26 protein-coding genes are annotated in these 22,100 nt (G+C 72.6%); 11 read left to right on the top strand and 15 right to left on the bottom strand.

Translation table 11 applies throughout. The features are described 5' to 3' along the window. Positions 1-264: 264 nt before the first annotated feature. The 4 genes from CRYAR_RS26500 to CRYAR_RS26480 all read right to left on the bottom strand — a co-directional run bounded on the left by CRYAR_RS26500 (position 265) and on the right by CRYAR_RS26480 (position 4,285). A complete protein-coding gene (locus tag CRYAR_RS26500) occupies positions 265-993 on the bottom strand; it encodes an IclR family transcriptional regulator (RefSeq protein WP_211247647.1) in 729 nt (242 codons plus the stop codon). Positions 994-1,175: 182 nt separating this feature from the next. After that, the gene (locus tag CRYAR_RS26495) at positions 1,176-2,081 is read right to left on the bottom strand and encodes a PDR/VanB family oxidoreductase (protein ID WP_035855955.1); all 906 of its coding nucleotides are present in this window, start codon (positions 2,079-2,081) and stop codon (positions 1,176-1,178) included. A gap of 214 nt (positions 2,082-2,295) precedes the next feature. Further along, positions 2,296-3,384: an aromatic ring-hydroxylating oxygenase subunit alpha gene (locus CRYAR_RS26485; protein WP_051570985.1), complete on the bottom strand. Its 1,089-nt coding sequence runs from the start codon at positions 3,382-3,384 to the stop codon at positions 2,296-2,298. Between the two features lie 94 nt (positions 3,385-3,478). After that, positions 3,479-4,285: an SDR family NAD(P)-dependent oxidoreductase gene (locus tag CRYAR_RS26480; protein ID WP_035855950.1), complete on the bottom strand. Its 807-nt coding sequence runs from the start codon at positions 4,283-4,285 to the stop codon at positions 3,479-3,481. 70 nt (positions 4,286-4,355) lie between these two features. Here CRYAR_RS26480 and CRYAR_RS26475 point away from each other — a divergent pair, with 70 nt between their 5' ends. Then, complete coding sequence (locus CRYAR_RS26475; protein ID WP_035855947.1) at positions 4,356-5,282, top strand: LysR family transcriptional regulator; 927 nt, start codon at positions 4,356-4,358, stop codon at positions 5,280-5,282. On the opposite strand, the gene add is transcribed toward CRYAR_RS26475, so the two are convergent. Together add and CRYAR_RS26465 are read right to left on the bottom strand one after the other, a co-directional pair. Beyond that, positions 5,246-6,178: an adenosine deaminase gene (add, locus tag CRYAR_RS26470; protein ID WP_051570984.1), complete on the bottom strand. Its 933-nt coding sequence runs from the start codon at positions 6,176-6,178 to the stop codon at positions 5,246-5,248. The genes CRYAR_RS26475 and add overlap by 37 nt on opposite strands. A 97-nt stretch (positions 6,179-6,275) precedes the next feature. Then, positions 6,276-6,653 (bottom strand): hypothetical protein, encoded by a 378-nt coding sequence (locus CRYAR_RS26465; protein WP_157018069.1) that lies wholly within the window; start codon positions 6,651-6,653, stop codon positions 6,276-6,278. Between the two features lie 329 nt (positions 6,654-6,982). On the opposite strand from CRYAR_RS26465, the gene CRYAR_RS47540 reads away from it, so the two are divergent. Beyond that, positions 6,983-7,126 (top strand): hypothetical protein, encoded by a 144-nt coding sequence (locus tag CRYAR_RS47540; protein ID WP_157018067.1) that lies wholly within the window; start codon positions 6,983-6,985, stop codon positions 7,124-7,126. On the opposite strand, the gene CRYAR_RS26460 is transcribed toward CRYAR_RS47540, so the two are convergent. After that, a complete protein-coding gene (locus CRYAR_RS26460) occupies positions 7,111-8,049 on the bottom strand; it encodes a LysR family transcriptional regulator (protein WP_035855945.1) in 939 nt (312 codons plus the stop codon). The genes CRYAR_RS47540 and CRYAR_RS26460 overlap by 16 nt on opposite strands. A gap of 91 nt (positions 8,050-8,140) precedes the next feature. On the opposite strand from CRYAR_RS26460, the gene CRYAR_RS26455 reads away from it, so the two are divergent. Further along, positions 8,141-9,340 (top strand): MFS transporter, encoded by a 1,200-nt coding sequence (locus CRYAR_RS26455; RefSeq protein ID WP_169745086.1) that lies wholly within the window; start codon positions 8,141-8,143, stop codon positions 9,338-9,340. On the opposite strand, the gene CRYAR_RS26450 is transcribed toward CRYAR_RS26455, so the two are convergent. Together CRYAR_RS26450 and CRYAR_RS26445 are read right to left on the bottom strand one after the other, a co-directional pair. Further along, the gene (locus tag CRYAR_RS26450) at positions 9,327-10,679 is read right to left on the bottom strand and encodes an ABC transporter substrate-binding protein (protein WP_063725766.1); all 1,353 of its coding nucleotides are present in this window, start codon (positions 10,677-10,679) and stop codon (positions 9,327-9,329) included. The two genes, CRYAR_RS26455 and CRYAR_RS26450, sit on opposite strands and share 14 nt — an antisense overlap. A gap of 306 nt (positions 10,680-10,985) precedes the next feature. Further along, positions 10,986-11,762 (bottom strand): SAM-dependent methyltransferase, encoded by a 777-nt coding sequence (locus CRYAR_RS26445; RefSeq protein ID WP_035855941.1) that lies wholly within the window; start codon positions 11,760-11,762, stop codon positions 10,986-10,988. A gap of 37 nt (positions 11,763-11,799) precedes the next feature. Here CRYAR_RS26445 and CRYAR_RS26440 point away from each other — a divergent pair, with 37 nt between their 5' ends. Continuing rightward, positions 11,800-12,423, top strand: coding sequence for a DUF4291 family protein (locus CRYAR_RS26440; protein ID WP_051570983.1), 624 nt, complete (start codon positions 11,800-11,802; stop codon positions 12,421-12,423). Here CRYAR_RS26440 and tsaA read toward each other — a convergent pair. After that, positions 12,395-12,796: a tRNA (N6-threonylcarbamoyladenosine(37)-N6)-methyltransferase TrmO gene (gene tsaA / locus CRYAR_RS26435; RefSeq protein ID WP_035855939.1), complete on the bottom strand. Its 402-nt coding sequence runs from the start codon at positions 12,794-12,796 to the stop codon at positions 12,395-12,397. The two genes, CRYAR_RS26440 and tsaA, sit on opposite strands and share 29 nt — an antisense overlap. Positions 12,797-12,812: 16 nt before the next feature. Here tsaA and CRYAR_RS26430 point away from each other — a divergent pair, with 16 nt between their 5' ends. Then, complete coding sequence (locus CRYAR_RS26430; RefSeq protein ID WP_211247644.1) at positions 12,813-13,307, top strand: DUF1990 domain-containing protein; 495 nt, start codon at positions 12,813-12,815, stop codon at positions 13,305-13,307. On the opposite strand, the gene CRYAR_RS26425 is transcribed toward CRYAR_RS26430, so the two are convergent. Both CRYAR_RS26425 and CRYAR_RS26420 read right to left on the bottom strand, forming a co-directional pair. Beyond that, positions 13,264-13,776 (bottom strand): DUF3995 domain-containing protein, encoded by a 513-nt coding sequence (locus CRYAR_RS26425; RefSeq protein ID WP_051570982.1) that lies wholly within the window; start codon positions 13,774-13,776, stop codon positions 13,264-13,266. The two genes, CRYAR_RS26430 and CRYAR_RS26425, sit on opposite strands and share 44 nt — an antisense overlap. Beyond that, complete coding sequence (locus CRYAR_RS26420; protein WP_051570981.1) at positions 13,773-14,198, bottom strand: hypothetical protein; 426 nt, start codon at positions 14,196-14,198, stop codon at positions 13,773-13,775. The genes CRYAR_RS26425 and CRYAR_RS26420 overlap by 4 nt, the downstream gene beginning before the upstream one ends. A gap of 171 nt (positions 14,199-14,369) precedes the next feature. Between CRYAR_RS26420 and CRYAR_RS26415 the strand changes: the two genes are divergently transcribed. Beyond that, entirely contained in the window at positions 14,370-14,729 is a 360-nt protein-coding gene (locus CRYAR_RS26415; RefSeq protein ID WP_051572197.1) for a hypothetical protein, read from the top strand. Here the strand turns inward: CRYAR_RS26415 and CRYAR_RS26410 are convergent. Beyond that, complete coding sequence (locus CRYAR_RS26410) at positions 14,726-15,448, bottom strand: class I SAM-dependent methyltransferase (protein WP_035855934.1); 723 nt, start codon at positions 15,446-15,448, stop codon at positions 14,726-14,728. The two genes, CRYAR_RS26415 and CRYAR_RS26410, sit on opposite strands and share 4 nt — an antisense overlap. Before the next feature lie 56 nt (positions 15,449-15,504). Here CRYAR_RS26410 and CRYAR_RS26405 point away from each other — a divergent pair, with 56 nt between their 5' ends. After that, the gene (locus tag CRYAR_RS26405; RefSeq protein WP_051570980.1) at positions 15,505-16,326 is read left to right on the top strand and encodes an aminoglycoside phosphotransferase family protein; all 822 of its coding nucleotides are present in this window, start codon (positions 15,505-15,507) and stop codon (positions 16,324-16,326) included. Here CRYAR_RS26405 and CRYAR_RS26400 read toward each other — a convergent pair. Then, positions 16,306-17,088, bottom strand: coding sequence for a class I SAM-dependent methyltransferase (locus tag CRYAR_RS26400; protein WP_035855932.1), 783 nt, complete (start codon positions 17,086-17,088; stop codon positions 16,306-16,308). The two genes, CRYAR_RS26405 and CRYAR_RS26400, sit on opposite strands and share 21 nt — an antisense overlap. Before the next feature lie 231 nt (positions 17,089-17,319). Here CRYAR_RS26400 and CRYAR_RS26395 point away from each other — a divergent pair, with 231 nt between their 5' ends. Genes CRYAR_RS26395 through CRYAR_RS26380 form a run of 4 tightly spaced genes read left to right on the top strand, consistent with a single transcriptional unit; the run spans position 17,320 to position 21,166 of the window. Beyond that, entirely contained in the window at positions 17,320-18,345 is a 1,026-nt protein-coding gene (locus CRYAR_RS26395) for a zinc-binding dehydrogenase (protein WP_035855929.1), read from the top strand. Further along, positions 18,342-19,304 carry a methyltransferase family protein gene (locus CRYAR_RS26390; RefSeq protein WP_051570979.1) on the top strand — a complete coding sequence of 321 codons (963 nt, stop codon included), beginning with the start codon at positions 18,342-18,344 and terminating at the stop codon, positions 19,302-19,304. Before CRYAR_RS26395 ends, CRYAR_RS26390 begins: the two co-directional genes overlap by 4 nt. Beyond that, the gene (locus tag CRYAR_RS26385) at positions 19,301-20,686 is read left to right on the top strand and encodes an amidohydrolase family protein (RefSeq protein ID WP_035855927.1); all 1,386 of its coding nucleotides are present in this window, start codon (positions 19,301-19,303) and stop codon (positions 20,684-20,686) included. Before CRYAR_RS26390 ends, CRYAR_RS26385 begins: the two co-directional genes overlap by 4 nt. A 12-nt stretch (positions 20,687-20,698) precedes the next feature. Then, entirely contained in the window at positions 20,699-21,166 is a 468-nt protein-coding gene (locus CRYAR_RS26380; RefSeq protein ID WP_035855923.1) for a VOC family protein, read from the top strand. Between the two features lie 71 nt (positions 21,167-21,237). Here CRYAR_RS26380 and CRYAR_RS26375 read toward each other — a convergent pair whose 3' ends face one another. Continuing rightward, on the bottom strand, positions 21,238-21,693 hold the full coding sequence (locus CRYAR_RS26375; protein ID WP_211247643.1) for an Ltp family lipoprotein: 456 nt from the start codon (positions 21,691-21,693) through the stop codon (positions 21,238-21,240). Positions 21,694-22,100 lie beyond the last annotated feature (407 nt).

Here is a 22,100-nt window from a genome sequence, read left to right as displayed (position 1 = left end):
GCCTGTGCCCGCCACCAGGCCGCGCCCGCCGCCAGGCCGCGCCGCGCCGCCCCACCCCGCGCCGCCCCTCCGAGAGGCCGCGCCCGCTAAGGGACTGCGCCGCGAGCAAGGGTGCCGCGGCCTGGGCGGGGAGTCGCGTCTCGGAAGGGAGGATCAGCCGCGCGGAGGTGGCCGGGGGTACCCGGGGCTCGGGTGCGCGCTGCGGGCGTCGTGACCGTTCGGGTGGGCGGCGGGGTCTCGATGTGCCGGGAAGCGACCGGCGCGCTATTTGCGTTCGGCGCGGAGGGAGCGGGAGATGCCGCGGGCGGCGGCCTGCACCATGGGGGCCAGGGCGGCGGGCAGGGCGGTGCCGGCGAGCACGACGATCGAGACGGCCGCGACGACGTCGCCGTTGGGGCCGTGGATCGGGGCGGCCACCGAGAGGGAGTCCATCGTCACCTGGCGGTCGTTGATCGCGTAGCCGTGCGCTTTCACGTCGCCGAGGATGCGCCGGAGTGCCGCCGGGTCGGTCACGGTCAGCGGAGTGAACGCCTGGAGCGGGGCGGCCAGCACTTTCTCCTGGATCTCGGCCGGTGCGTGGGCCAGTAGCACCCGGCCGATGCCGGTCGGATGCAGCGGGAACCGGCCCCCGACCCGGGTCAGGACGGGCACCGCGGTGCGGCCGGCGATCCGCTCGACGAACACCGACTCGAGGCCGTCGCGGATCGCGAGCTGCACGTTCTCGTGCGTCACCGCGTACAGGTCCTCCATGAACGGCAGCGCCACCTCGCGCAGTCCGAGGCCCCGGGGCGCCAGCGACGCGATCTCCCACAGCCGCAGGCCGACGTGGAACATGCCGTCCTCGTCGCGTTCGAGCAGGCCGCAGTCGACGAGCACGCCGAGCAGCCGGTGAGCGGTCGTGAGCGGCAGCCCGGTGCGCTGCGCGAGCTGCGTGAGGCTCAGCGCGGACCGGTCGGGCGTGAACGCGGCGAGCAACTCGGTGGCCCGGCGCACCGCGAGCCCAGCCTCTGCCCGAGCCGACGGCCGCCCACCGCCACCAGGCCCCGCGCCTCCACGCCCCGCGCCTCCACGCCCCGCGCCACCAGGCCCGGCGCCACCAGGCCCGGCGCCACCAGGCCCGGGGGCGTCAGGCCCGAGGGGCGAGGCCTCGGCGGGAACAGGCATGGCACTCCGGGTCAGAGATCGAGGACCAGCCGCGGGCACGCGGCGCGGGAGACGCAGATGAACATCGTGTCGTTGGCGGCCTGTTCATCCTCGGTCAGAAGACTGTCGCGGTGGTCGACTTCGCCGGAAAGGACCGCGGTCTCGCACGTGCCGCACGTCCCCTCCTGGCAGGACGACAGCACGTCCACCCCGGCGGCCTCGACCACCGAGAGGATCGAGCGGTCGGTCGGCACGGTGAGCGTGCGACCGCTCCGGGCGAGTTCGACCTCGAACGACGAGTGCAGCACCGGCTCGCCCTGGGCCCGCGGCGTGAACCGTTCGAGCCGGAGGGCGTCCGGTGGCACGATCCGCTCGACCGCGTCCAGCAGCGGCGCCGGGCCGCAGCAGTAGACCAGGCCGCCCGGGTCGCCGAGGATCCCGGCCAGGTCGAGCAGGCCTTCCTCGACGTGCACCTGCGGGCCGAGCCCCGACAGTTCGGCGACGAACGCCATCGCGGCGCGGCTGCGTCCGCCGTAGTGCAGTTCCCAGTCGGCGCCGGCCGCCGCCGCGGCGTTGACCATCGGGAGGATCGGCGTGATGCCGATGCCGCCGGCGACGAACACGTAGCGTGGCGCCGGCTCGAGCGGGAAGTTGTTCCGCGGCCCGTCGACGTCGACGAGCGTGCCCTCGTGGAGCTTGTCGTGGACGTACTGGGAGCCGCCGCGGCTGTCGGGTTCGCGGGACACCGCGATGCGCCAGACGGACCGGTCGGCGGGATCGCCGCAGAGCGAGTACTGGCGGGTCAGCTCGGGCCCCAGCTCGAGGTCGACGTGTGCTCCGGGGGTCCAGGCCGGCAGCTCCCCGGGGCCGCGCAGGTCCAGGGTGATCACACCGTCGGCGACGCTCACCCGCCGGTCGACGCGGAGGCGAAGGCCCACGGAGCACTCCTTGACGAAAGCGAAAGCGACGACGACTGCGAAGGGGACGGGGTCGGGGCCGCAACGACGTCCCCGCCCGGCGGATGATCCGGGTGGGCGAGCAGCCACTCCCAGAGCAGGATCGGGTCCTCCGCCTCGGCCGACGCGCCGCAGTGACACCGCCCGGAGAGCCGGTCGGACCCCGGCACCCACTCGACCCGCAGGATCCGCCCGCTCATACCGCAGCCGGATCGCCGGCCCGATCGCCCGCCGCCCGATCGCCCCCCGCCCGATCGCCCGCGGCCATCCGGGCCAGCATGCGCCGGGCGGCGAGGCCTCCGGTGTCGATGTTGATCGACAGCTCCTGGTAGCCGTCCGGCTCGGTCGCGATCACCCGCTCCAGTACGTCGAGCGCGGCGACGTCCTGAAGCACGACCGTGCGGTTGCTCTCCGCGAGGAAGTCCGAGACGCCCTGGTCGTCGAGCGCGAAGTCGCGGGCGACGGCCCAGAAGTCGTGCGTCGAGTGCTCGGTCTCCGGGGTGATCGCGTAGACGACCTCGACGTGGAACGCGTCCGGGTCGGTGCCGTCGGAGTTCGGTAGGACGCCGGCCGGCGCGATCCGCGAGTGCAGCTTGTACAGGCACGGCGGGGTGTACTCGATGTCCTGCCAGCGGGTGATCCGCCCGGTGATGCCGGTGGACTTCGCGTAGAACGGCGGGCAGGCGGCGTCGGCCATGCGCCGGGACACGTGGACGACGCCGGCGTCCTCGTCGACCTCGGTGGTGATCGGGGTCTCGGCGACCTCCGGGGTGCCGATGTACCCGCCGTGCAGGTAGGTCTCGTGCGACAGGTCGAGCAGGTTGTCGACGAGCAGGCTCGCCCGGGCGGCCAGCGGCTCCATGCCGGAGACCGCGGTCCAACCGTCCAGTGCCAGCCAGGGCGCCCGCGGGATGCCGACCGTCTCGGCCAGCGAGGGATCGCCGATGAACACCCAGACGAACGAGTCCTGCTCGACGACGGGATACGACCGTAACCGCGCGGTGCGGGGGACCCGGGTCTGGCCGGGCACCGCGACGCACTTGCCGTCCGCGCCGTAGGTGAACCCGTGGTAGCCGCAGACGACGGTGTCGCCGAGCAGGTGGCTCGGGCTCTCCGAGAGCGGGAACCGCCGGTGCACGCACCGATCGGACATCGCGGTCACCGCACCGGCCTCGGTGCGCCAGAACAGGATCGATTCGCCGCAGATCGTGCGGGAGAACAGATCGCGTCCGATCTCCCGCCCGTAGGCGGCCACGTACCACTGGTTTTGCACGATCGACGTCATCGTCAGCCCTCTCACCGTCAGCCCCGGCCGGGTCCGGTCAGTGTGAGCGGGCGCCGACGAGGCGGTCGCGGTGACTTCCACGATGCGGAAGAACTTATCCGCCGAATGCGGCCAGCGAGACCGGCTGCCAGTCGCGCCAGGTCTGCAGCCGGTCCTGGTAGATCGCCTCGATCGCCGGGAAGCTCCGGCCGAGGAGGAGCCGGCGCGGCGGCTCCGCGGCGTCGACCAGGGCCAGGATCGCCGGCTTCGTCGCGGTGGCGTCGCCGATCTCGAACTCCGCCGCGGTGTCGGCGTGGGTCTGGGCGTAGTCCGGCAGCTGCGTGCTGTGTCGTGATCCGCGGGAGAGCCAGTCGGTGGCGTACGGGCCCGGCTCGACGCAGGTCACGTGGACGCCGAAGCCCGCGACCTCGGGAGCCAGTGCCTCCGAGAGCCCCTCCAGGGCCCACTTCGACGCGTGGTAGGCGCCGATGCCGGGGAAGGCCCGGACGCCGCCCTCGCTCGTCACCTGCAGGAGGTGCCCGCCGCCCTGCCGGCGCAGTACGGGCAGGGCGGCCTGGGTCACCCAGACCGCGCCGAAGAAGTTCGTCTCGAGCTGCTGACGCAGTTCGCGTTCGGTGAGCTCCTCGACCATGCCGAAGTGCCCGTAACCGGCGTTGTTGACGACGACGTCCAGGCGCCCGAACCGCTGCACCGCGGTGTCGACGGCCGCGAAGACGCCCTCCCGGTCGGTGACGTCGAGTTCCAGCGGCAGAACGGTGTCGGGGAAGCGCGCGGCCAGGTCCTTGAGCGTGTCGGTGTCGCGTGCGGTGGCGACGACGCGGTCGCCGCGTTCGAGCGCGGCCTCGGCCCAGAGGCGGCCGAAGCCGGTGGACGTTCCGGTGATGAACCAGGTTTTGCTCATGCGTCGAGCCTGCGCGCCCTTCGATCATTCCGGTAGCGACTGATCTTCAGATCGGGTATTCCATGGAGGCATGGACGTGCACCCACAACTGCTGCGCGCGCTGCGTGCGGTGATCGAGACCGGTTCGCTCACCGCGGCCTCCGAGCGCCTCGGGTTCACGCAGTCGGCGCTGTCCAAGCAGATCGCCGCGTTGGAGGCGGCCGCCGGTACCCGGTTGTTCGATCGTGGGCCGCGCGGGGTCGAGCCGACGGCCGCGGGCAACCGCCTGGCCACGCGCGCGGCGACGATCCTCGACCAGTACGACGCCGCCCAGCGCGACCTCGACGACCTGCCGGCGCCGCTCGGCGGCCGGGTCGCGCTCGGCGGATTCCCGGCCACCGCGCTGTGGCTCGTGCCGCGCGCGATCGCCCGGGTCCGGGCCGACCACCCGTCGATCGAGGTCGACTTCCTCGAGTCGTCCACGGCGGTGCAGATCCGCCGGCTGCGGGCCGGTCGCCTGGACCTGGCGCTGCTGGCGTCGGGGGAGGGTCTGCCCGGGTACGATCTGACCGGCATCGAGGTCGAGCCGGTGCCCTCCGGGCCGCTCCTGGTCGCGGTGGGCCGCCGCCACCGCCTGGCCGGTGCCGAGCGGGTGCCGGTCGCCGAGCTCGCCGGCGAGGGCTGGGTCGCCGGGCGGGGCGCCCGTGGCGAGCCGCAGTTCGGCGCCTGGCCGACGGTCGAGAACCCGCGGATCGTCGCCGAACTCAGCGACTGGTCGGCGCGGTTCGGGTTCGTGGCCGCCGGGCTCGGCGTCACGACCGTGCCCGGTCTCCTGGCTCCGGCCCTGCCGGGCGGCGTCGTCGGCGTCGAGGTCGACGACCCGGGCTTCACCGGGCGCTCGATGGCCCTGGCGCGGGTGGGGGCGCTCACCGGCCCCACCGCTGCCACGCGCGCTGCGCTGATCGGCGAGGCGCGGCTGCTTCAGGGCCCGAACGCCGCCGCGGCCGCGTTCTCCTGAACCCGCCGTTCCTCGTCCGCGCCCCATCCGAAGGTCTCGCGCAGCGCGGCGAACTCGGCGTCCAACGACGTGTCCGCGGTCGTCCGGGTGTCGGTGCTGACGGTCACCCGCAGCCCGGCCCGGAGCAGCTCGTCCACCGGGTGCGCGGCCATCGACGGCACGGCGCCGGTCAGCACGTTGCACCGCGGGCACGTCTCGAGCGCGATCGCGTCCCGACGCAGCCGGGTGACGAGGGCCGCGGACCTCACCGACCGCACACCGTGCCCGATCCGGCGGGCGCCGAGCACGTCGAGCGCCTCCCACACGCTGGCCGGCCCGGCCGCCTCGCCGGCGTGCACGGTCACCGGCAGTCCCGCCGCGTGGGCCAGGTCGAAGGCCTCCCGGTGCGGGGCGCCGGGGAGCCGCTCGTCACCGGCCAGGTCGAGGCCGGCGACGTCACCGCGGCGCGCCGCGGTCGCCGCGACCTCGAGGCTCACCGCCGGGTCCTGGTGACGCAGGCAGCACAGCAACAGCGCGGTACGCACCCCGTCGGCCCCGGCGAGCCCGGCCGACACCGCGTCGACGCTCAGGCCCGCGCGGGTGTGCAGCTGGGGCGCGAACCGCACCTCCCCGTGCACCACGCCGTCGGCGCGCCAGTCCTCGACCAGCTCGCGGGCCACCCGCTCCAGCGCCTCCGGCGTCTGCAGCACGTCGAGCGCGACGTCGATGTACGGCAGAAAACCGTGCAGGCTGCCGACGTCGGGCGGAGCGACCGCGCGGGCCCGTGCGTCCACGCCCGGCGCGAGTTCGGCCAGGGTGGACAGCCGGACCGACCCGTCCAGGTGGCAGTGCAGCTCGTAGCGGCCGGTCGTCCGGCCACGCACGCGGTGAGCAGCGGTGTCGATCACGAGGCTCATTTAATCGGTCCGGCGATCGGGGCGGACCGCGGCTCCGGACGCGGAGAGGAAGCGTCCGGAGCCGCGGGTGCCCGAATGAGGGAGAGACGCGTGCGCGTCAGGCGTAAAGAACCCAGAAGCCTCCCACCTCCCGGTAGCTGAAGCTGCTCCAGTAGCCGCCGCGCTGACCGCGCCAGGCGGCGTCCCGGCACTCCCGCCAGTCGCGGTAGCGGCCGATCGTCCGGAAGTGCCGGCGCTCGAACCGGCCGTACTGCCACTCGTTGTCCCAGTAGCCGCCGCGGTCGAATCGGCTGAAGTCGTCCCAGTCGAAGTCGTCGTCCCGGTCGCCGTGGCTCGGGGCGGTCTGGAGCGAGGCCGCCTGCGCACCGCTCGGTGCCGCTGCCATCGCCGCGGCCGGGCTCAGGCCCGCCGCCAGACCGACGCCGAGCGCGCACACGGCGACCGTCGTCGCGGTCCGCCGAACTGTCCCAGTCATGTTCATCCTCTTGTCGTCCATGATTGATTCCGACAATGAGGCTAGATCGGACAATCATGCACTTTCTGCCCCGAACGGTTGTATTTAGCTGTGCAGTTCCTAAGTCCGCGCGCCCGGGGCGGTGCGGGGCCGATCGATGTGCTTCCGTGAAGCGGCCACTTGGAAGAGGGCGTGCGGTCTCCGTCACTGGCGGGTGACGGAGACCGGAGCATCCTCCACTGTCGTCCGGCGAACACTCGCTCCGTTCGGGCCCGGACGGTTCTCGTCCGGTGACCCATGAACACTGGACGGACCGAACCACTCCGACCGACTCGGACAAGGAGACGACGATGAGCTGCCACGCATCCTGCGACTGCGAATTCCGCTACGACAACACGTGGGACTACGGCTGCGAGAAGTCACGGCGCCGTCGCTCCGCTCGCGGGTACAAGGGTCGTTCGAAGGACTTCTGGGACGGCTACTCCGGACGCTGACCCGCCCGGGCCCAGGCCGGGGCCCACGTGCCGGCGGCGGTCAGGTACCTGCCGTCGAAGTACGCGCGGAGCTCGGCCAGGGCCGGGTGGCGGTTGTCGTCACGCCAGATCAGCGACATCGGGTAGACCGGCGTCGGGTCGCGGATCGGGATCCGGCGCAGGTCGTAGCGGTCCGGCCAGAGGTAGCGCGACCCCTCACCGACCAGCGTGGCCAGCGTCGGCGACCCGGCGATGTCGGCGATCTGGGCCTCGTAGCCGAAGACCGGGCCGTCCTGGTCGATCGTGAGCCCGAACGCGTCGGCGAGCTCGTCGTAGTACGCCGACCACTCGGTGCCCGCGGCCATACCCGGCATCCAGAGGCGGTGCCCGGCCAGCTGCGCCGGGGTCACCGCGGCCGCGTCGGCCAGCGGATGCCGGGGGCCGACGAGCAGCTGGTGGGCGTCGTCGATCACGCGTACCGCGCTGAGGCCGGGCGCGAGCGCGCGGCGGGGCACGGCGTGGAAGGTCGCGTCGATCGTCCCGTCCGCGACGGCGGCGGTGGCGGCGTGCACGTCGCCGCTCAGCGTGATCACCTCCAGGCCCACGTGCGGGTGGCCGAGGTGGAACTCCTGCAACCGCACCGCCGACGCGATCCGTCGGCTGTGCACGTCGACGCGCAGCGCCCGCCGGCCGGGACGCACCGAGGCGTCGGCCCGATCGGCCACCCGGAGCAGCTCGCGGGCATGGGGCAGGAACGCCTCACCGTCGACCGTGAGCAGCACCCCGCGCGGGGTGCGCGCGAACAGCCGCACCTCCAGGCTCTTCTCCAGCGCGGCGATGCGCCGCGAGACGCCCTGCTGCGTGATCGACAGGTCCGCGGCCGCCTCCTGGAACTGACCGGTGTCCGCGGCGGCGACGAACGTGCGCACGGCGTCGAGGTCCACGCCGCCGACCGTATACGCACAACATCCGGTTGTGGCTCGCGGACGATCGCGTTGTTTGATCCGTCCCCGCGGGCACGACCAGGGTGGCCGGATGCGGTCGCTGGGACGGGAATTCCGATGGTTGTGGGCGTCGTACGCGGTGAGCGCCTACGGCTCGGGGCTGGCCTTCGGCGCGTTCGGGCTGCTCGCCGTCCTCGTGCTCGACGCGGACCCCGGGCAGGTGTCGGCGCTGGCCGCGGTGGGGCCCGCGGTCGGGGCGCTGGTCGCGGTGCCGCTCGGCCCGTGGGTCGAGTTCCGCCGGAAGCGTCCGGTGATGGTCGCAGCCGACCTGGTCCGGTTCGTGGCGCTGCTCAGCGTGCCGGCCGCCTACCTGCTGGGCCGGCTCGCCTTCGCCCAGCTCCTGGTGGTGTCGGTGGTCGTCGCCGCGGCCCGGATCGCGTTCACCGCGGCCAGTGGCGCCCACCTGCGCGCGGTCGTCGGCCCGGAGGACCTGATCGTGGCCAACTCCCGGTTCGAGTCGACGACGTGGGGCTCGATCGCGATCGGACCCCCGCTGGGTGGCGCCGCGATCGGCCTGTTCGGTCCGGTCGTCACCGTCGTCGCCGACGCGGTCAGCTACCTGGCGTCGGCGCTGGCGCTGAGCGCGATGCGCCACCCGGACCCGCGTCCGCCCCGGGCGAAGGAGCGCCTGACGCCGGGCGAGCTGCTCGACGGCTGGCGGCACCTGCTGACCCACCCGGCCCTGCGCCCGTTGCTGGTCAACCAGCTGCTCGTCGCCGGGCTGATCATGGCCACCGAACCGCTGCTGGCCGTGCTCCTGCTCACCGAGCTCGGGTTCGCGCCTTGGCAGTACGGGCTCGCGTTCGCCGCCCCCTGCGTCGGCGGGCTGCTCGGCGCCCGCCTGGCGCCCCGGGTCGTGGCGCGCTTCGGCCGGGTCCGGGTGATCCGGGTCGTCGGCACGGTGCGGGCGATCTGGCTGATCGGCCTGGCGGCGGTGCGGCCGGGCGTCGTCGGCCTGGTCACGGTGATCCTCGTCGAGCTGGCGATCATCGTCAGCATGAGCCTGTACACCCCGGTGGTCGCCACCTACCGGCTCGACCGGACACCGCCCGGCCGGGTGGCCCGGATGCTGGCGGCCTGGTCGATCAGCACCGGCGCCGCGATCGCGGTGCTGAGCGCGCTCGGCGGTGTGCTCGCCGACGTCACCAGCCCGCGGGTCGCGATCGCAGCGGCGGGCGTGCTCGTCCTGGCCAGCCCGCTGCTGCTCCCGCGCTCGGCTACCCTCCGCTGAGCGGCGCCTTGGACTTCGCGGCCGCGAGGTCCAGGGCCTGTTTCGGCTTGGCCCGGCCCAGCAGCACCGAGGCGATCGCCTCACCGACGTTGCGCGACATGTCGTCGTACCCGGACACGGTCGGGCGGGACTGCCGGGCGTTCTCCAGGTTCCGGAAGAACTCGCGGCCGCCGGGGTACTCCTGGGTGTAGGCGAAGAACGCCGGCGTGAACTGCTCGATGTCGCGCACCGGCAGGTTACCGATCGCGAGGTTCCACTTCGCGTCGACGTCCTTGCTGGTCAGCCACTTGACGAACTCCCGGGACGCGCCGGCGCGGTCGGCGTCGTCGTGGTCGAAGAGCACCCACAGGTCCGGGCCGGACACGGTCTGGTGATCACCCTTGAAGCCCGGCAGCTGCACCACGCCGTAGGAGACGTCGGTCTGGGCGAGCTCGAGCAGCTCCCAGGGACCGGACATCATCATGCCGATCTTGCCCTGGCGGAACAGCGCGCCGTACTTCTCGTCGGTCGGGTCCAGGTACATCGATTTGTCGTCGACGGCGATCGCGCGCAACGTCTCGAGCGCCGCGACGCCCTCGGGGCTGTTGAAGACCGGCTTCTTGCCGCTCAGGATCGCGCCGCCCCGCTGCCAGAGCAGCGGCCAGAGGTGCCACGTCGTGTCCTCGCCTCCGGCCACCGAGTAGGCGGTGCCGTAGATGCCCTTCTCCGGGTCGGTGAGTTGCTTCGCGGCGCTCCGGAACTGGTCCCAGGTCCAGCTGTCGGTCGGCGGGCGCACCCCGGCCTCGCTGAAGATCTTCTTGTTGTAGATCAGCGCGAGGTTGTCGACGAGCGCCGGAACGCCGATCACGATGCCGTTGACCGTGGCGGTGCGCTGGGCGGCGCCGGGGAAGTCCTCCCAGCCGAACTCCGGCTGCCCCACGTAGTCGGTGAGGTCCTGGGTGTGGCCACCGTCGGCCAGCTGACCGGCCCAGCTGCCGTACGCGTAGGAGATGTCGGGGTAGCTGCCGTTCTTGTAGCCGGCCGTGATCTTCGGCAGCAGTTCGTCGGCGGTGGCGGCGCCGGCCGAGGTCTTGATCGTGACGTTCGGGTGGAGCTGGTGGTACTGCTGCGCCAGCTGCTCAGCCGTCTTCTGAGCCTCGGGGGTCTGGCCGGTCCACCAGGTCAGCGTGACGTCGGCGTTCTTGTCGTACCCCGACGCGGCGTTCTTGCGGTCGCTGGTGGAGATCGTTCCGTTGCAGGCGGACAGCAGCACGGCCGCGCTGACGGCGGTGGCCAGGCCGACCACCATCCGTCTGCGTCGGCGGGTGAACCTGCGCTGGGCAGGGAGGAGCGGCGACATTGCTAAACCTCTTGGTGGGTTCCCGGAAACGCCGGAGGCGGGGACAGAAGTTGTCAGACGGACAGGGGGTGTCTGAGATGGATGGGATTATTCTCAGTTGCAATTCCCGGACAAGATCCCGCGCGCAATCGTGCAGTTCGAGTTGCGCGTTTGCCGACGCGCCCATGTGGACACCGGTCGGACCCGGTGGTGACGCAGGGTGGCGGACCGGGTCGATTTACGAACTACGTGGCCCGGATGTCGACGCACCGTGAGTGCGGAATCCGCAGAAGTGAGCCACCGTTCGCGAAGGGCGGCGTCAAAAACTTAACCTTTGCGGCCGACGGCGCCCAGGATCTCCGTGCGTGACGGGTCCGATCCGGGCTCGTCAGGCCAGTCCGGGCGCCACTCCGGCAGCCAGACCAGGCCCGGTTCGACGAGCTCCCAGCCGGTCAGGAGCCGCTCGATCGCCGGGCGGGTACGCAGCGTGAGCGGATCGCGGGTGTCCCGGTAGACGTCCTCCGTACGCGCGGCCCGCACCGGTTGCCGGTCCACGGTGCCGTGCGAGAGCGCCAGGTAGCTGCCGGGTGCGGCGGCGTCCCGGAATTGGCCCAGGATGCCGGCCGGGTCCTCGTCGTCGGCGACGAAGTGCAGCACGGCGACCGCGAGCACGGCGACGGGGAGCTCCGGGTCGATCAGCCGCCGGGTGACCGGTGCGCCGAGGATCGCGGCGGGATCACGCACGTCGGCCTGGAGGATGCCGACATCCGTGCGACCGGCCAGGATCGACTCGCTGTAGGCCACGGCCACCGGGTCGTTGTCGACGTAGAGGACGTGCGCGCCCGGCGCGACCGCGTCGACGACCTCGTGCACGTTGCCGGCCGTCGGGATCCCGGAGCCCAGGTCGACGAACTGGCGGACACCGAGGCCGAGCAGCGCGGTGACCGCGCGGCGCAGGAACGCCCGGTTGGCCTGCGCGGCCGACGACGCGTCGGGGTAGATCGTCAGGATGCGCGCGGCCGCCTGCCGGTCGACGGAGAAGTTGTGCGCACCGCCGAGGAAGTAGTCGTACATCCGGGCCGCGGACGGCTGATCGAGCTCCATGGGCGCCTTCTCCAGAGTGGATCCCCCGGGAAAACCTATGGCCTCGACCCGCCCGAACCACCACCCTGGTGCGGTGTCAGTCCCGAAATACGAGATCCGGGCGGTCCATTCGGCCACCTCGGTCACCGTCTACCAGGCCTACCCGCCGGCGATCGGCGTTCCCGCGGCGGCCGCGGGCCGTTTCCCGGCGGCGTGGAAGCGCGACCGGATGACGTGGATCAAGCCGTCGTTCCTCTGGATGATGTACCGGTGCGGGTGGGCGACGAAGCCGGACCAGGAGACGGTGCTGGCGATCGAGATCACCCGGGCGGGGTTCGAGTGGGCGGTGACCCACGCCTGCCCGGCGCAGTACGACTCCCGCCTCCACCCGTCGGCGGCGGCGTGGAAGCGTGAGTTGAAGCGGGCGCCCGCGCGGGTGCAGTGGGATCCGGAGCGGGACCTGCACCTGCGTCCGCTCGGACACCGGTCGTTGCAGCTGGGACTGGCCGGGGAGGCCGCACGCCGGTACGCCGACGAGTGGATCGTGGCCGTCACGGACGTCACCGCGGTGGCGCGCGAGATCCACGAGCTGGTGCGGCGCGACGATCTGTCCGCCGCGGCGGCGCTGCTGCCCGCCGAGCGTCCGCTGACGCTCAGCGCGTCGCGTCCAGGGCCGGTTTGACGTCGACGATCGGGGTTCCGTGGACGGCCTCGAGGTCGGCCACCAGCACCCGCGGTCCGTCGAGCGCGAGCACACGGACGCGGTGCAGGCCGATCGGGTTCGGCCGGTCGGCCGAGCGGGTGCTGAAGACGCCGGTCAGCGGGTTCGCCGGGTCGTCACGCGGGTGGACGGTGAGCGCCGAACGGTCGGCGAGGTGGAGCCAGGTGAGGACGAGGACGTCGTCGCCGGCGGCGAGGTCGGAGATTCCGTCGGTGAACTCGGGCCGGAACCGCAGCCACGCCTGCGGACCGTCCTCCGTTCCCTGTTTCGGGGCGCTCGCCGGATCGTGGAGCGGTGACTCGACCACACCGATGGGCCGCAGTTCGTAGGTCATGGGTCAAGCTTGGCCGATGGACGAGTGGAATTATCCGGAGATCGGCGCGGTCGGCCGCGGCGAACGCCCGCCCGGGTACGGGCACTTCACGCACCGGGTGCGGCTCGGCGGGCCGGACCACTTCCCGACCGCCGTCGACGCCCTGTTCACCGGGCGGATGCACGCGCGCGCCGGGATCCGGCTGCGGGCCTCCGCCCCGGCGGTCGCGCCCGGGGTGGTGCTGGTGCAGCGCCTACGCGTCGGCCCGATCGTGGTGGTCGCGCCGGTGCGCCTGCTCGAGGTCGTCCGCGAGGACGACCGGGCCTGGATGACTTACGGGACGCTGAGAGGGCACCCGGAGCAGGGCGAGGAACGCTTCCTGATCGAACGCGGCGAGGCGGTGACGTTCACGATCACCGGCTTCGTCCGGCCGGCCGCCTGGTACGCCCGCCTCGGCGCCCCGGTGAGCCACTTCTACCAACGCCTGATCACCCGCCGCTACCTTCGCGCTCTCCGGGAGGAACCGGCCTGACCAGGGTGGCCGACACGCGGCCGGCGTCACGGTGCCGGACGGCCAGTGCCCAGCACACGCCCCAGAGCAGGAAGTACGGCGACCAGAGGAACAGATCCCAGCGGGCCGTGGCCGCCGCCTCGGGGGACACACCGGCGAGCAGGCGCTGGACGTCGCCGATCGACTGGAGCACCGCCCGCAGCACCATGCCCACCGCCACCACCCCGAGGGCGACGCCGAGCAGGCGCCGCATCCCGCGCCGGGGGACCGGGCGCATCAGGAGCAGTGCGGCGGCGATGCCGAGCGCGGCGGCGGCGACGCTGAGCCAGTGCCCGAGCACCGCGCCCGGCGTGCGGTCCAGCGCATCCCGGATCGCGTCCGGCGGGAGCGGCACCTGACGCAGGCCGGCCGTGCCGCCGAGCGCCCAGAACAGCTTGAGCCCGCCGTAGACCGCGGTGCACCCCAGCGCGAGGACAGCCGGGCGGTTCATCGTCGGGGCCGGGATCGGACCTGGTAGGACCAGGTCATCGCCAGCCACAGCAGCGTGACCGCCGCACCGCGCGCCAGGCCACCGAGGTTCTCCCGGCCGGCCGCGGCGACCAGGTAGGGCGCGCCGGCCAGCATCGGCAGCAGCGCCGCCCACAGCGGCACCAGGAGCAGCCGGCGGCGAGCGAACACCGTGCTCAGCGCGAGGGCCGCGCCGACCAGGCCGAGCGTCGCGAGCGTCCACTGGCGCGCCGCGACGTGGCCGAGCTCCGCGTAGGCCGACGCGGGCACGTGCGCCCCGCCGGGGAGGCCCAGCCGGCCCTGGGCGGCGTACCAGGCCTTCTGCCCGGCGTAGACCAGTAGCCCGGTGGCGCACAGGTAGGCCGGTGCGGTCCACACCGTCCGCGCGAGCAGCGCGTTCGCCATGATGCCTCCTCGACGAGTGGTCCCGTCAGGATGCGTGCGCCGGGACACGCCGCGCGTCCGTCCTCGGTCTAGGGAGTGTGTCCAAGGGCTACGAACGGCTACCGTGAGGTGGTGACCGACGACGGGAACCGGCCGGCCACGGTCGAGGACGTGCACGCGCTGGCGTCCGCGATGCCGCACGTCACCGTGGAGCGCGGGTCCGGCGGCAACCCCGTCTACCAGGTGGGCAGTAATTCGTTCGTGTTCTTCCGAACCCCCCGCCCGGACGCGTTCGACCCCGCGACCGGGGAGCGGTACACCGACGTCATCGTGTTCTGGGTGGATTCCGAAGGCGACAAGCAGTCGTTGCTGCAGGACGAGAGCACGCCGTTCTTCACCACGAAGCACTTCGACGGCCACCCGTCGGTGCTCGTGCGCGCCGCGCACATCGGCGAGCTGACCCTCGCCGCGCTGACCGAGGTGGTGCAGGACGCGTGGCTGGCCCAGGCCTCCCGCCGCCGCGCCGACGCCTGGCTGAACCGCAGGCCCTAGGGGCGCGGGCGTAGCACGTACGCCGTGTAGCCGTAGTCGGGGCCGTGCCGTTCGCGGACGTCGATCTCCTCGCGGACCGCGGCGAGCTCGTCGTCGGGCACGCCCTCGGCACGCAGCTGCTCGATCCGCGCGGCCAGCGGCCCGTAGTAGTTGTCCCAGTCGGAGTCGGGCAGGGCGTAGACGGCGCGGATGCTCCAGCCGGCCTGCTCGATCGCCGCGACGTTGCCGGCCGTCGTGCGCATCGCGGGGTACCCGGCGTCCCAGAACGCGCGTGCGCCCGGTGCGGGCTCGGGCGTCGACCATTCGCACTCGGTGAGCACGACGACCCCGGACGGGGTGAGCAGCGGGCGCCACGCGGCCAGCGCGGCGTCGAAACCCATGACGTACGCCGCCCCCTCCGACCAGAGCAGATCGATCGAACCCGGCTCGACCGGCAGCGCGTCCATCGACGCGGCCAGCGTCTCGACGTGCACGTTCGCCGCCTTCGCCCGGTCGGCGACCGCGGCCAGGAACGGTTCGTGCCGGTCGACCGCGGTGACGTGCCCCCCGGTCAGCCGGGCCAGCAACACGGTGGCGGGCCCGGTGCCGCTGCCGACGTCGAGCACGGTCGGCCGGGGCGGCAGCGGGCCGGCCAGCTGGAGCAGCAGCTGCGTCGTCGCCTCGGAGCCGGGCGCTTCCCGGGGCAGGTCCTGGTGGGCGCGCCAGAAGACGTCGGTCATGGCTGGAAGGCTCCCACGGCGAACAAATGGTTTGCTCCGTCGGAGAGCGTGGTGGTGTGCATCCGGGTCAGCTCGACGTCTCCGTCGGCGTCGTGCGTCGGCTGGTGGACGCGCAGTTCCCGCAGTGGAGAACGCTGCCGCTGACGCCGGTGCGCGGCGTCGGCACCGTGAACGCGCTGTTCCGGCTGGGCCCCGGGCTCACCCTGCGGTTCCCGCTGCGGCCCGGTGACCCCGCGGCCGTGCGGAACGAGGCCCGGGCGGCGGGGGAACTGCTCGGTCGGACCCGGTTCCCGACCCCGGCGCCGGTGGCCGTCGGGGAGCCGGGGCCGGGCTACCCGTGGCCGTGGTCGGTGCAGACCTGGCTGCCGGGGCGGACCGCGTTCGAGGTCGACGCGGGGAACTCGGTGCCGTTCGCCGAGGACCTGGCCGAGTTCGTGCTCGGCGTACGCGCCATCGACGCCCGCGGACGCACCTTCGACGGGGCCGGCCGCGGTGGGTGCCTGGCCGACTCCGACGACTGGATGCGGACGTGCCTGTCGCGCAGTGTCGGTCTGCTCGATGTGGACGCACTGCGGTCGCGGTGGGAGACGTTCCGGGAACTGCCCCGGGGCTCGGCGCCGGACGTGACGAGCCACCGGGACCTGATCCCCGGCAACGTGCTGGTGGCCGGGGAACGGCTGGCCGGGGTGCTCGACGTCGGCGGTCTGGGGCCGGCCGACCCGGCGCTGGACCTGGTGGCCGCGTGGCACCTGCTGGCGGCCGGGCCCCGGGCGGTGTTCCGCGCGGCGCTCGGCGTCCCCGACGACGAGCAGCCCCCGGCGGCCGGGAAGTTCGCCCGCCTCGTGACCGACCGCCGGTCAGGAGCGTCGCGCGGCTAGGGCGACGGTCCGGAACGGCAGCGTGAAGCGTCCGCCCAGGGCGTCGATCGCCGCGCCGACCTCGGTGCTGATCTCGGCGATCGCGTCGGCGGGCAGGCGGGTCAGCGTTCCCTGCGTCGGCAGCAGATCGAGCCACTGCGCCGTCGTGTACGTCCGGGTGACCTCGTGCCGCCACTCGTCGAACCCCTCGAACGCGCCGGTGGCGACCAGCCCGGCGGCCGCCCGGTCGAGGATCGGCCGGTACAGGTCCCGCGGGTCCGGCGCCGAACCGCGCACGTCGATCGGCGAGTCGGGGACGACGCGCTCGTAGGCGTCGGCGAACGCGGTGCCGACCGTGGCCGGGGCCTGGAACACGTGCCAGAACAGCGCGAGCACACCACCGGGGTGCAGCACCGCGGCGGCCCGTTCCGCGCCCACCACCGGATCGACCCAGTGCCACGCCTGCCCGGAGACCAGTGTGTCGAACCGGCGCCCGGCGGGATCCCACTCCTCGAACCGGGCCTCCTCGACGGTGACCCCGGTGGCCCGGGCGAACGCGGCCATCCGCGGATCCGGCTCGACGCCGAGCACCGGGCCGCCGACGAACTGCCGGGCCAGGATCCCGGTGCCGCACCCGACGTCGAGCACGGCGGCGCCGGGGCTCGACGCGACGATCCGGGCGATCAGCGCGTCCGGGTAGGCGGGACGCGTCCGGTCGTACCGGGCGACGTCGACGCCGAACGACTCGGCCGCCGGACGGTGGAGGTGAGGGGGAGTGGGCATGCGCCCACTATAGTGGGCGCATGCCCACTGGCAACCGTCGCGTATCGCAGTACGCCATCCCGCATGACGTTGACAGGCGCGCGATCGCCGTCTTAGTCTCACCGCGACGCGAGTAGGCAACAGACTCCGTCGTCCGCGGCGCCCACACGTCGATGTGGCTGCGTTCTCCCCGTTGCAGGCCGGTGTGGCTTGCGACCGCCCGGCATCGAACCGAGCGAAACGGAGCGGACGATGAAAGCGGTTCGTCATCACGTCCACGGCGGTCTCGACACCCTCGTCGTCGACGACCTTCCCGTGCCCGAGCCCGGCCCCGGTGAGGCGCTGATCCGGGTCGACGCGTGCTCGGTGAACTTCCTCGACATCCAGCAGCGCCGCGGCCCGGCGCTGATCCCGGGCTTCCAGTTGCCGCACACCGCGGGCATGGACGTCGCCGGCGTCGTCGAAGCCGTGAACGGCGACGGGATCGCGACCGGCACCCGCGTCGTCGTGAACCCCGCGGTGCCCTGTGACGACTGCCCGACGTGCCGGGACGGCCGCGACGGGCACTGCCCGCAGACCAAGGTCATCGGCGGCACGATCCCCGGTGGCTACGCGGAGTACGCCGTCGTCCCGGTGGCGAACCTGTACCCGGTGCCCGACGACCGGTCGCTGGTGGAGGCCGCGGTCATCCCCACGGTCTGGATGACCGCCAACCACGCGCTGCACGTCACCGGGCGCGCCGCCGCCGGTGAGACCGTCCTGATCCACGCCGGTGGCAGCGGGGTGAGCACCGCGGCGATCCAGCTCGCGGTCGCGGCCGGCCTGCGGGTCATCTCCACCGTCAGCCGGCCCGAGAAGGCGGAGTACGTCCGCAAGCTCGGCGCCGACCTCGTGATCGACACGTCGACGCAGGACATCGTCGGCACCGTCCGGGAGGCGACGAACGGCCGCGGCGTCGACCTGGTGCTCGACCACGTCGGCCCGGCGACCTGGGCGGCCGGGATCTTCAGCCTCGCGGCCCGGGGCCGGCTGGTCTTCTTCGGCAACACCACCGGGGACGTCGCTGAGACCAACCTGGTGTACGCCTACCACTTCGGCCTGCAGCTGCTCGGCTCCGACCCGTACGACCGCGCGGAGTTCGCCCCGGTGCTGGACGCCTACTGGAACGGCGGCTTCGTGACGCCGATCGACAGCGAGTTCGCGCTCACCGACGCCCGCGCGGCCCAGGAGCTCCTGGAGACCCGGCGGGCCACCGGCAAGGTCGTGCTCCGGCCATGACTGGTCCCGCGCCCGTCTGGGACGTGATCAACGGGTACGCCGCCTACTGGGCGCTGCACGCGGCCGTCGAACTCGGCCTCTTCGAGCAGCTCCCGGCGACCAGCGCCGAGCTCGCGGCCGCCACCGGTGTCCACGACCCGGCCGACGTCGAGCTGCTCGCGCAGCTGCTCGCGGCGAAAGGGCTGCTCGAGACCGACGGCGAACGCTGGACGAACTCCGCGGCCGCCGAGCGGTTCCTGGTCGCGACCTCGCCGGCGTCGATGGTCGGGCTGGTCAAGCACTCGCCCGGCCCGAAGCAGGCGTGGCCCGCGCTGGCCGGGACGCTGCGTACCGGGCACCCGGCCGAGCCGATCACCGACGCGCTGACCGCGCTGTACCCGGCCCTGGTGGCCGCCACCGCCGCCACCCAGGGTGCGGTCGCCCGGGGCGTCGCGAGCGAGCTGCGCACCCGCGGCCTCTGGGACGGCACCGGTCTGGTCGTCGACCTGGGCTGTGGCTCCGGCGCCTGGCTCGACGGCCTGGTCGGTGACGACGCGACCGGGATCGGCGTCGACCTGCCGCACGTGTTGCCGGCCCCGCGCGAGCGGACGACGCTGATCGGCGGCGACTACCTCGACGTCGACCTGCCGACCGGGGAAGCCTCCGTCGTGGTGCTGGCCCACGTGCTCCGCGCGGAGTCCGACGCGCGCGCCGAGGCCCTGTACCGCCGGGCCGTGGACCTGCTCACCGACGACGGCGTCCTCCTCGTCGCCGACTACTTCCGCCCCCCGAACGGCGAAAAGACCGAAGCCTACGCCGACGCCGTGCACGACCTGACCCTCGCGCTGACCATGCGCGCCTCCACCCCCGGCCGGGGGCTGACCGAGCAGACCCTCGCGGCCTGGGGAGCGCACACCGTCGCGGTCGTCGAGCCCGTACCCCGCCAACGCGTGCACCTGATCAAAAGAGGTACCGAATGAACAGTGCCGACACCCTTGTCGTCCACACCACGGTCGTCAGCATGAACGACGAGCGTCAGATCATCACCGACGCGGCCGTGGCGATCAAGGACGGACTGATCGCCGCCGTCGGCAAGACCGCCGACGTGGAACAGGAGTGGCACGCCGACGACGTCCTCGACGGCCGCCGGTTCGTGGTCACCCCCGGCCTGATCAACACCCACGTGCACGCCACCGGCGAGCCGCTCACCCGGGGATTCGTCCCGGACGACACCCCGTTCATCGAGAACGTCTTCGAGTGGCTCACCCCGATCCACACGTACTACTCCGAAGAGGACGAGCACATCTCCGCGCAGCTCGCCGCGCTGGAGATGCTCAAGTCCGGCACCACGACGTTCCTCGAGGCCGGCACGGTGCGATTCATCGACCCGGTCGTCGAGGCGCTCGGCGAGATCGGCATCCGGGCCCGCGTCGGGCCGTGGGCCTGGGACCAGGTGCAGGACTACGAGGCCCTGCGGATGGACACCGACACCGCGATCGCGACGCTCGAGGACGCGATGAACCGGCACGCGTCGGCCTACGACGGGCGCATCCAGGCCTGGCCGATCATCATCGGGCACACCTGCTGCAGCGACGAGCTCTGGAAGGCCGCGAAGGCGCTGTCGGTGCAGCACGGCACCGGCCTGAGCTTTCACATGTCGCCGGCGGCGATGGACCCCGAGGGCTTCCTGGCCTCGTTCGGGCAGCGGCCGATGGTGCACCTGGCCGAGCTCGGCGTGCTCGGGGACAACGTGATCCTCACCCACGCCGTGCACGTCGACGACGAGGAGATCGCGCTGCTGGCGTCGACGGGGACGAGCGTGTCGCACTGCCCGACGACCGCGCTCAAGGTTTCCTACGGCGTGACGCAGATCGGCAAGTTCCCCGAGATGGTGAACGCCGGCGTGAACGTGGCGATCGGCACCGACGGCAACAACGCGTCGAACTACCACGACCTGATGCGCGCCACCTACCTGGTGGCGGGCCTGTTCAAGGACGCACGGCGCGACGCGACGATCTTCCCGGCCGAGGACGCGTTCGCGATGGCCACCCGCAACGGCGCGCGGGGCCTGCAGGAGGCCGACCGGCTCGGCTCGATCGAGGTCGGCAAGCAGGCCGACCTGGTGCTGCACGACACCGACCGCCCGGAGTGGCGGCCGCTGCACAACATCGCCAACCAGCTGGTGTGGTCGGCCGACGGCCGCGGCGTGCACACCGTCTTCGTCGGCGGCCGCCGTGTCGTCGAGAACTACCGCTTGACCACGCTCGACGAGTTCGACCTGCTCGAGCGGGCCCAGAAGGCCGGCGAAGGAATCCGCCGCCGCTCCGGGCTTCCCGACCGGGCCAAGTGGCCCACTATCTGAAAGGCATCAGTCATGGCACAACTCACTGAACCGCGCTGGACGCACGTCGCGCTTCCGGTCACCGACCTCGAGGCGTCGATCGAGTTCTACACGACGGTCACCCCCTTGGTGATCGTCACCCGCAACGTCGACGACAACGGCAAGGGCGTGTGGCTCTCCAACAAGGGCCAGGTCGACTCGCCGTTCGTGCTCGTGCTGGCCGAGTTCAAGCCGGAGATCGGCAAGAACTTCGGCATCGAGCCCGGCAAGAAGGCGACGACCCTCGCCCCGTTCGCGCACATCGGCATCGAACTGCCCAACCGCGAGGACGTCGACGCGGTGGCCGACAAGGCCCGAGCGGTCGGTGCGCTGGAGTGGGAGCCGCGCGACATGGCTGCCCACATCGGCTACATCTGCGCGGTGAAGGACCCCGACGGCAACACGATCGAGTTCTCCCACAACCAGAAGGTGTTCTCGACGATCACCGAACTCTGGGGCTGATCTCCGGACGACCACGATCTCCCGCACGACCACGACGAGGCCCCACCCCACACGGGGGTGGGGCCTCGTCGTCATTCCTTCAGTGCCTGGTCGGCCCCGTGCACGGCCTGTTCGTGGGTGAAGCCGGATCCGGCCTCGGATTCCAGCTGCTGGATCAGGCCTTGGCGGCTGAACGGCATCGTGTCGAGGTACGACTTCGCGGCCTTGACGGCCTGCTCGTTCCAGTCGACGTCCAGGGCGTCCACGGCGTAGGTCGCAGCGTCGAGCGTGTAACCGGAGCCGGCGTCGGACGACAGTTGCCGGATCAGGCCCTTGCGTGAGAACGCACTGAATTCGAGGTACTGCTTCGCGGCCCGGACGGCGTTGCGCTGTTCCGCGGTCTCCGCTTTGGTGGGGGACGCTTCCGGGGCGTCCCCGGCGGGCGTCGCGGCGCTGGAGCCGGCCGGGGCGGCGGCCTCGGCGGTGGCAGCGTTCGTGGTGGAGGCGTCCGCCGAGGTGGCGTCGGTGCCGCCGCCGATCGCGCCCACGATCCCGCCCAGGACACAGACGCCGATGACGACGGCCGCGACGAGTGCCGACGACCTTCCCGGCGCTGGACTTCTTCGGCGGGGGAGCGCCGTAGCCGCCGGGCCCGACGCCGGCCCCGTAGGCGGGCTGCTGGGGTTGCCCGTAGGCCTGGTGCGGTCCTGACTGCCACGCGGGCTGCTGCGGCTGCCGGCCCCAGTGCTGCGACGGGCCAGAGACGTTGCCGGATTGCCGCGGGCCGGTCTTCGAGCCGACCCGATCGGTGAGGATCAGCCGTCCTCTGTGTAACGGCGCCGAACGGCCAACCACCATTCGGGGGTCACGCTGCGGTTTCGCGCATCACGACGCCCCTCGGCGGCATGGCACGAGGGGCGTCGGGGGTGTTCCGGTGGCTCGTTGTTGCGAAGTC

The organism is Cryptosporangium arvum DSM 44712, assembly GCF_000585375.1.
Lineage (GTDB): Bacteria > Actinomycetota > Actinomycetes > Mycobacteriales > Cryptosporangiaceae > Cryptosporangium > Cryptosporangium arvum.
Note: the sequence above shows the minus strand (reverse complement) of the source record. Positions and strands in the feature narration are given on the sequence as shown.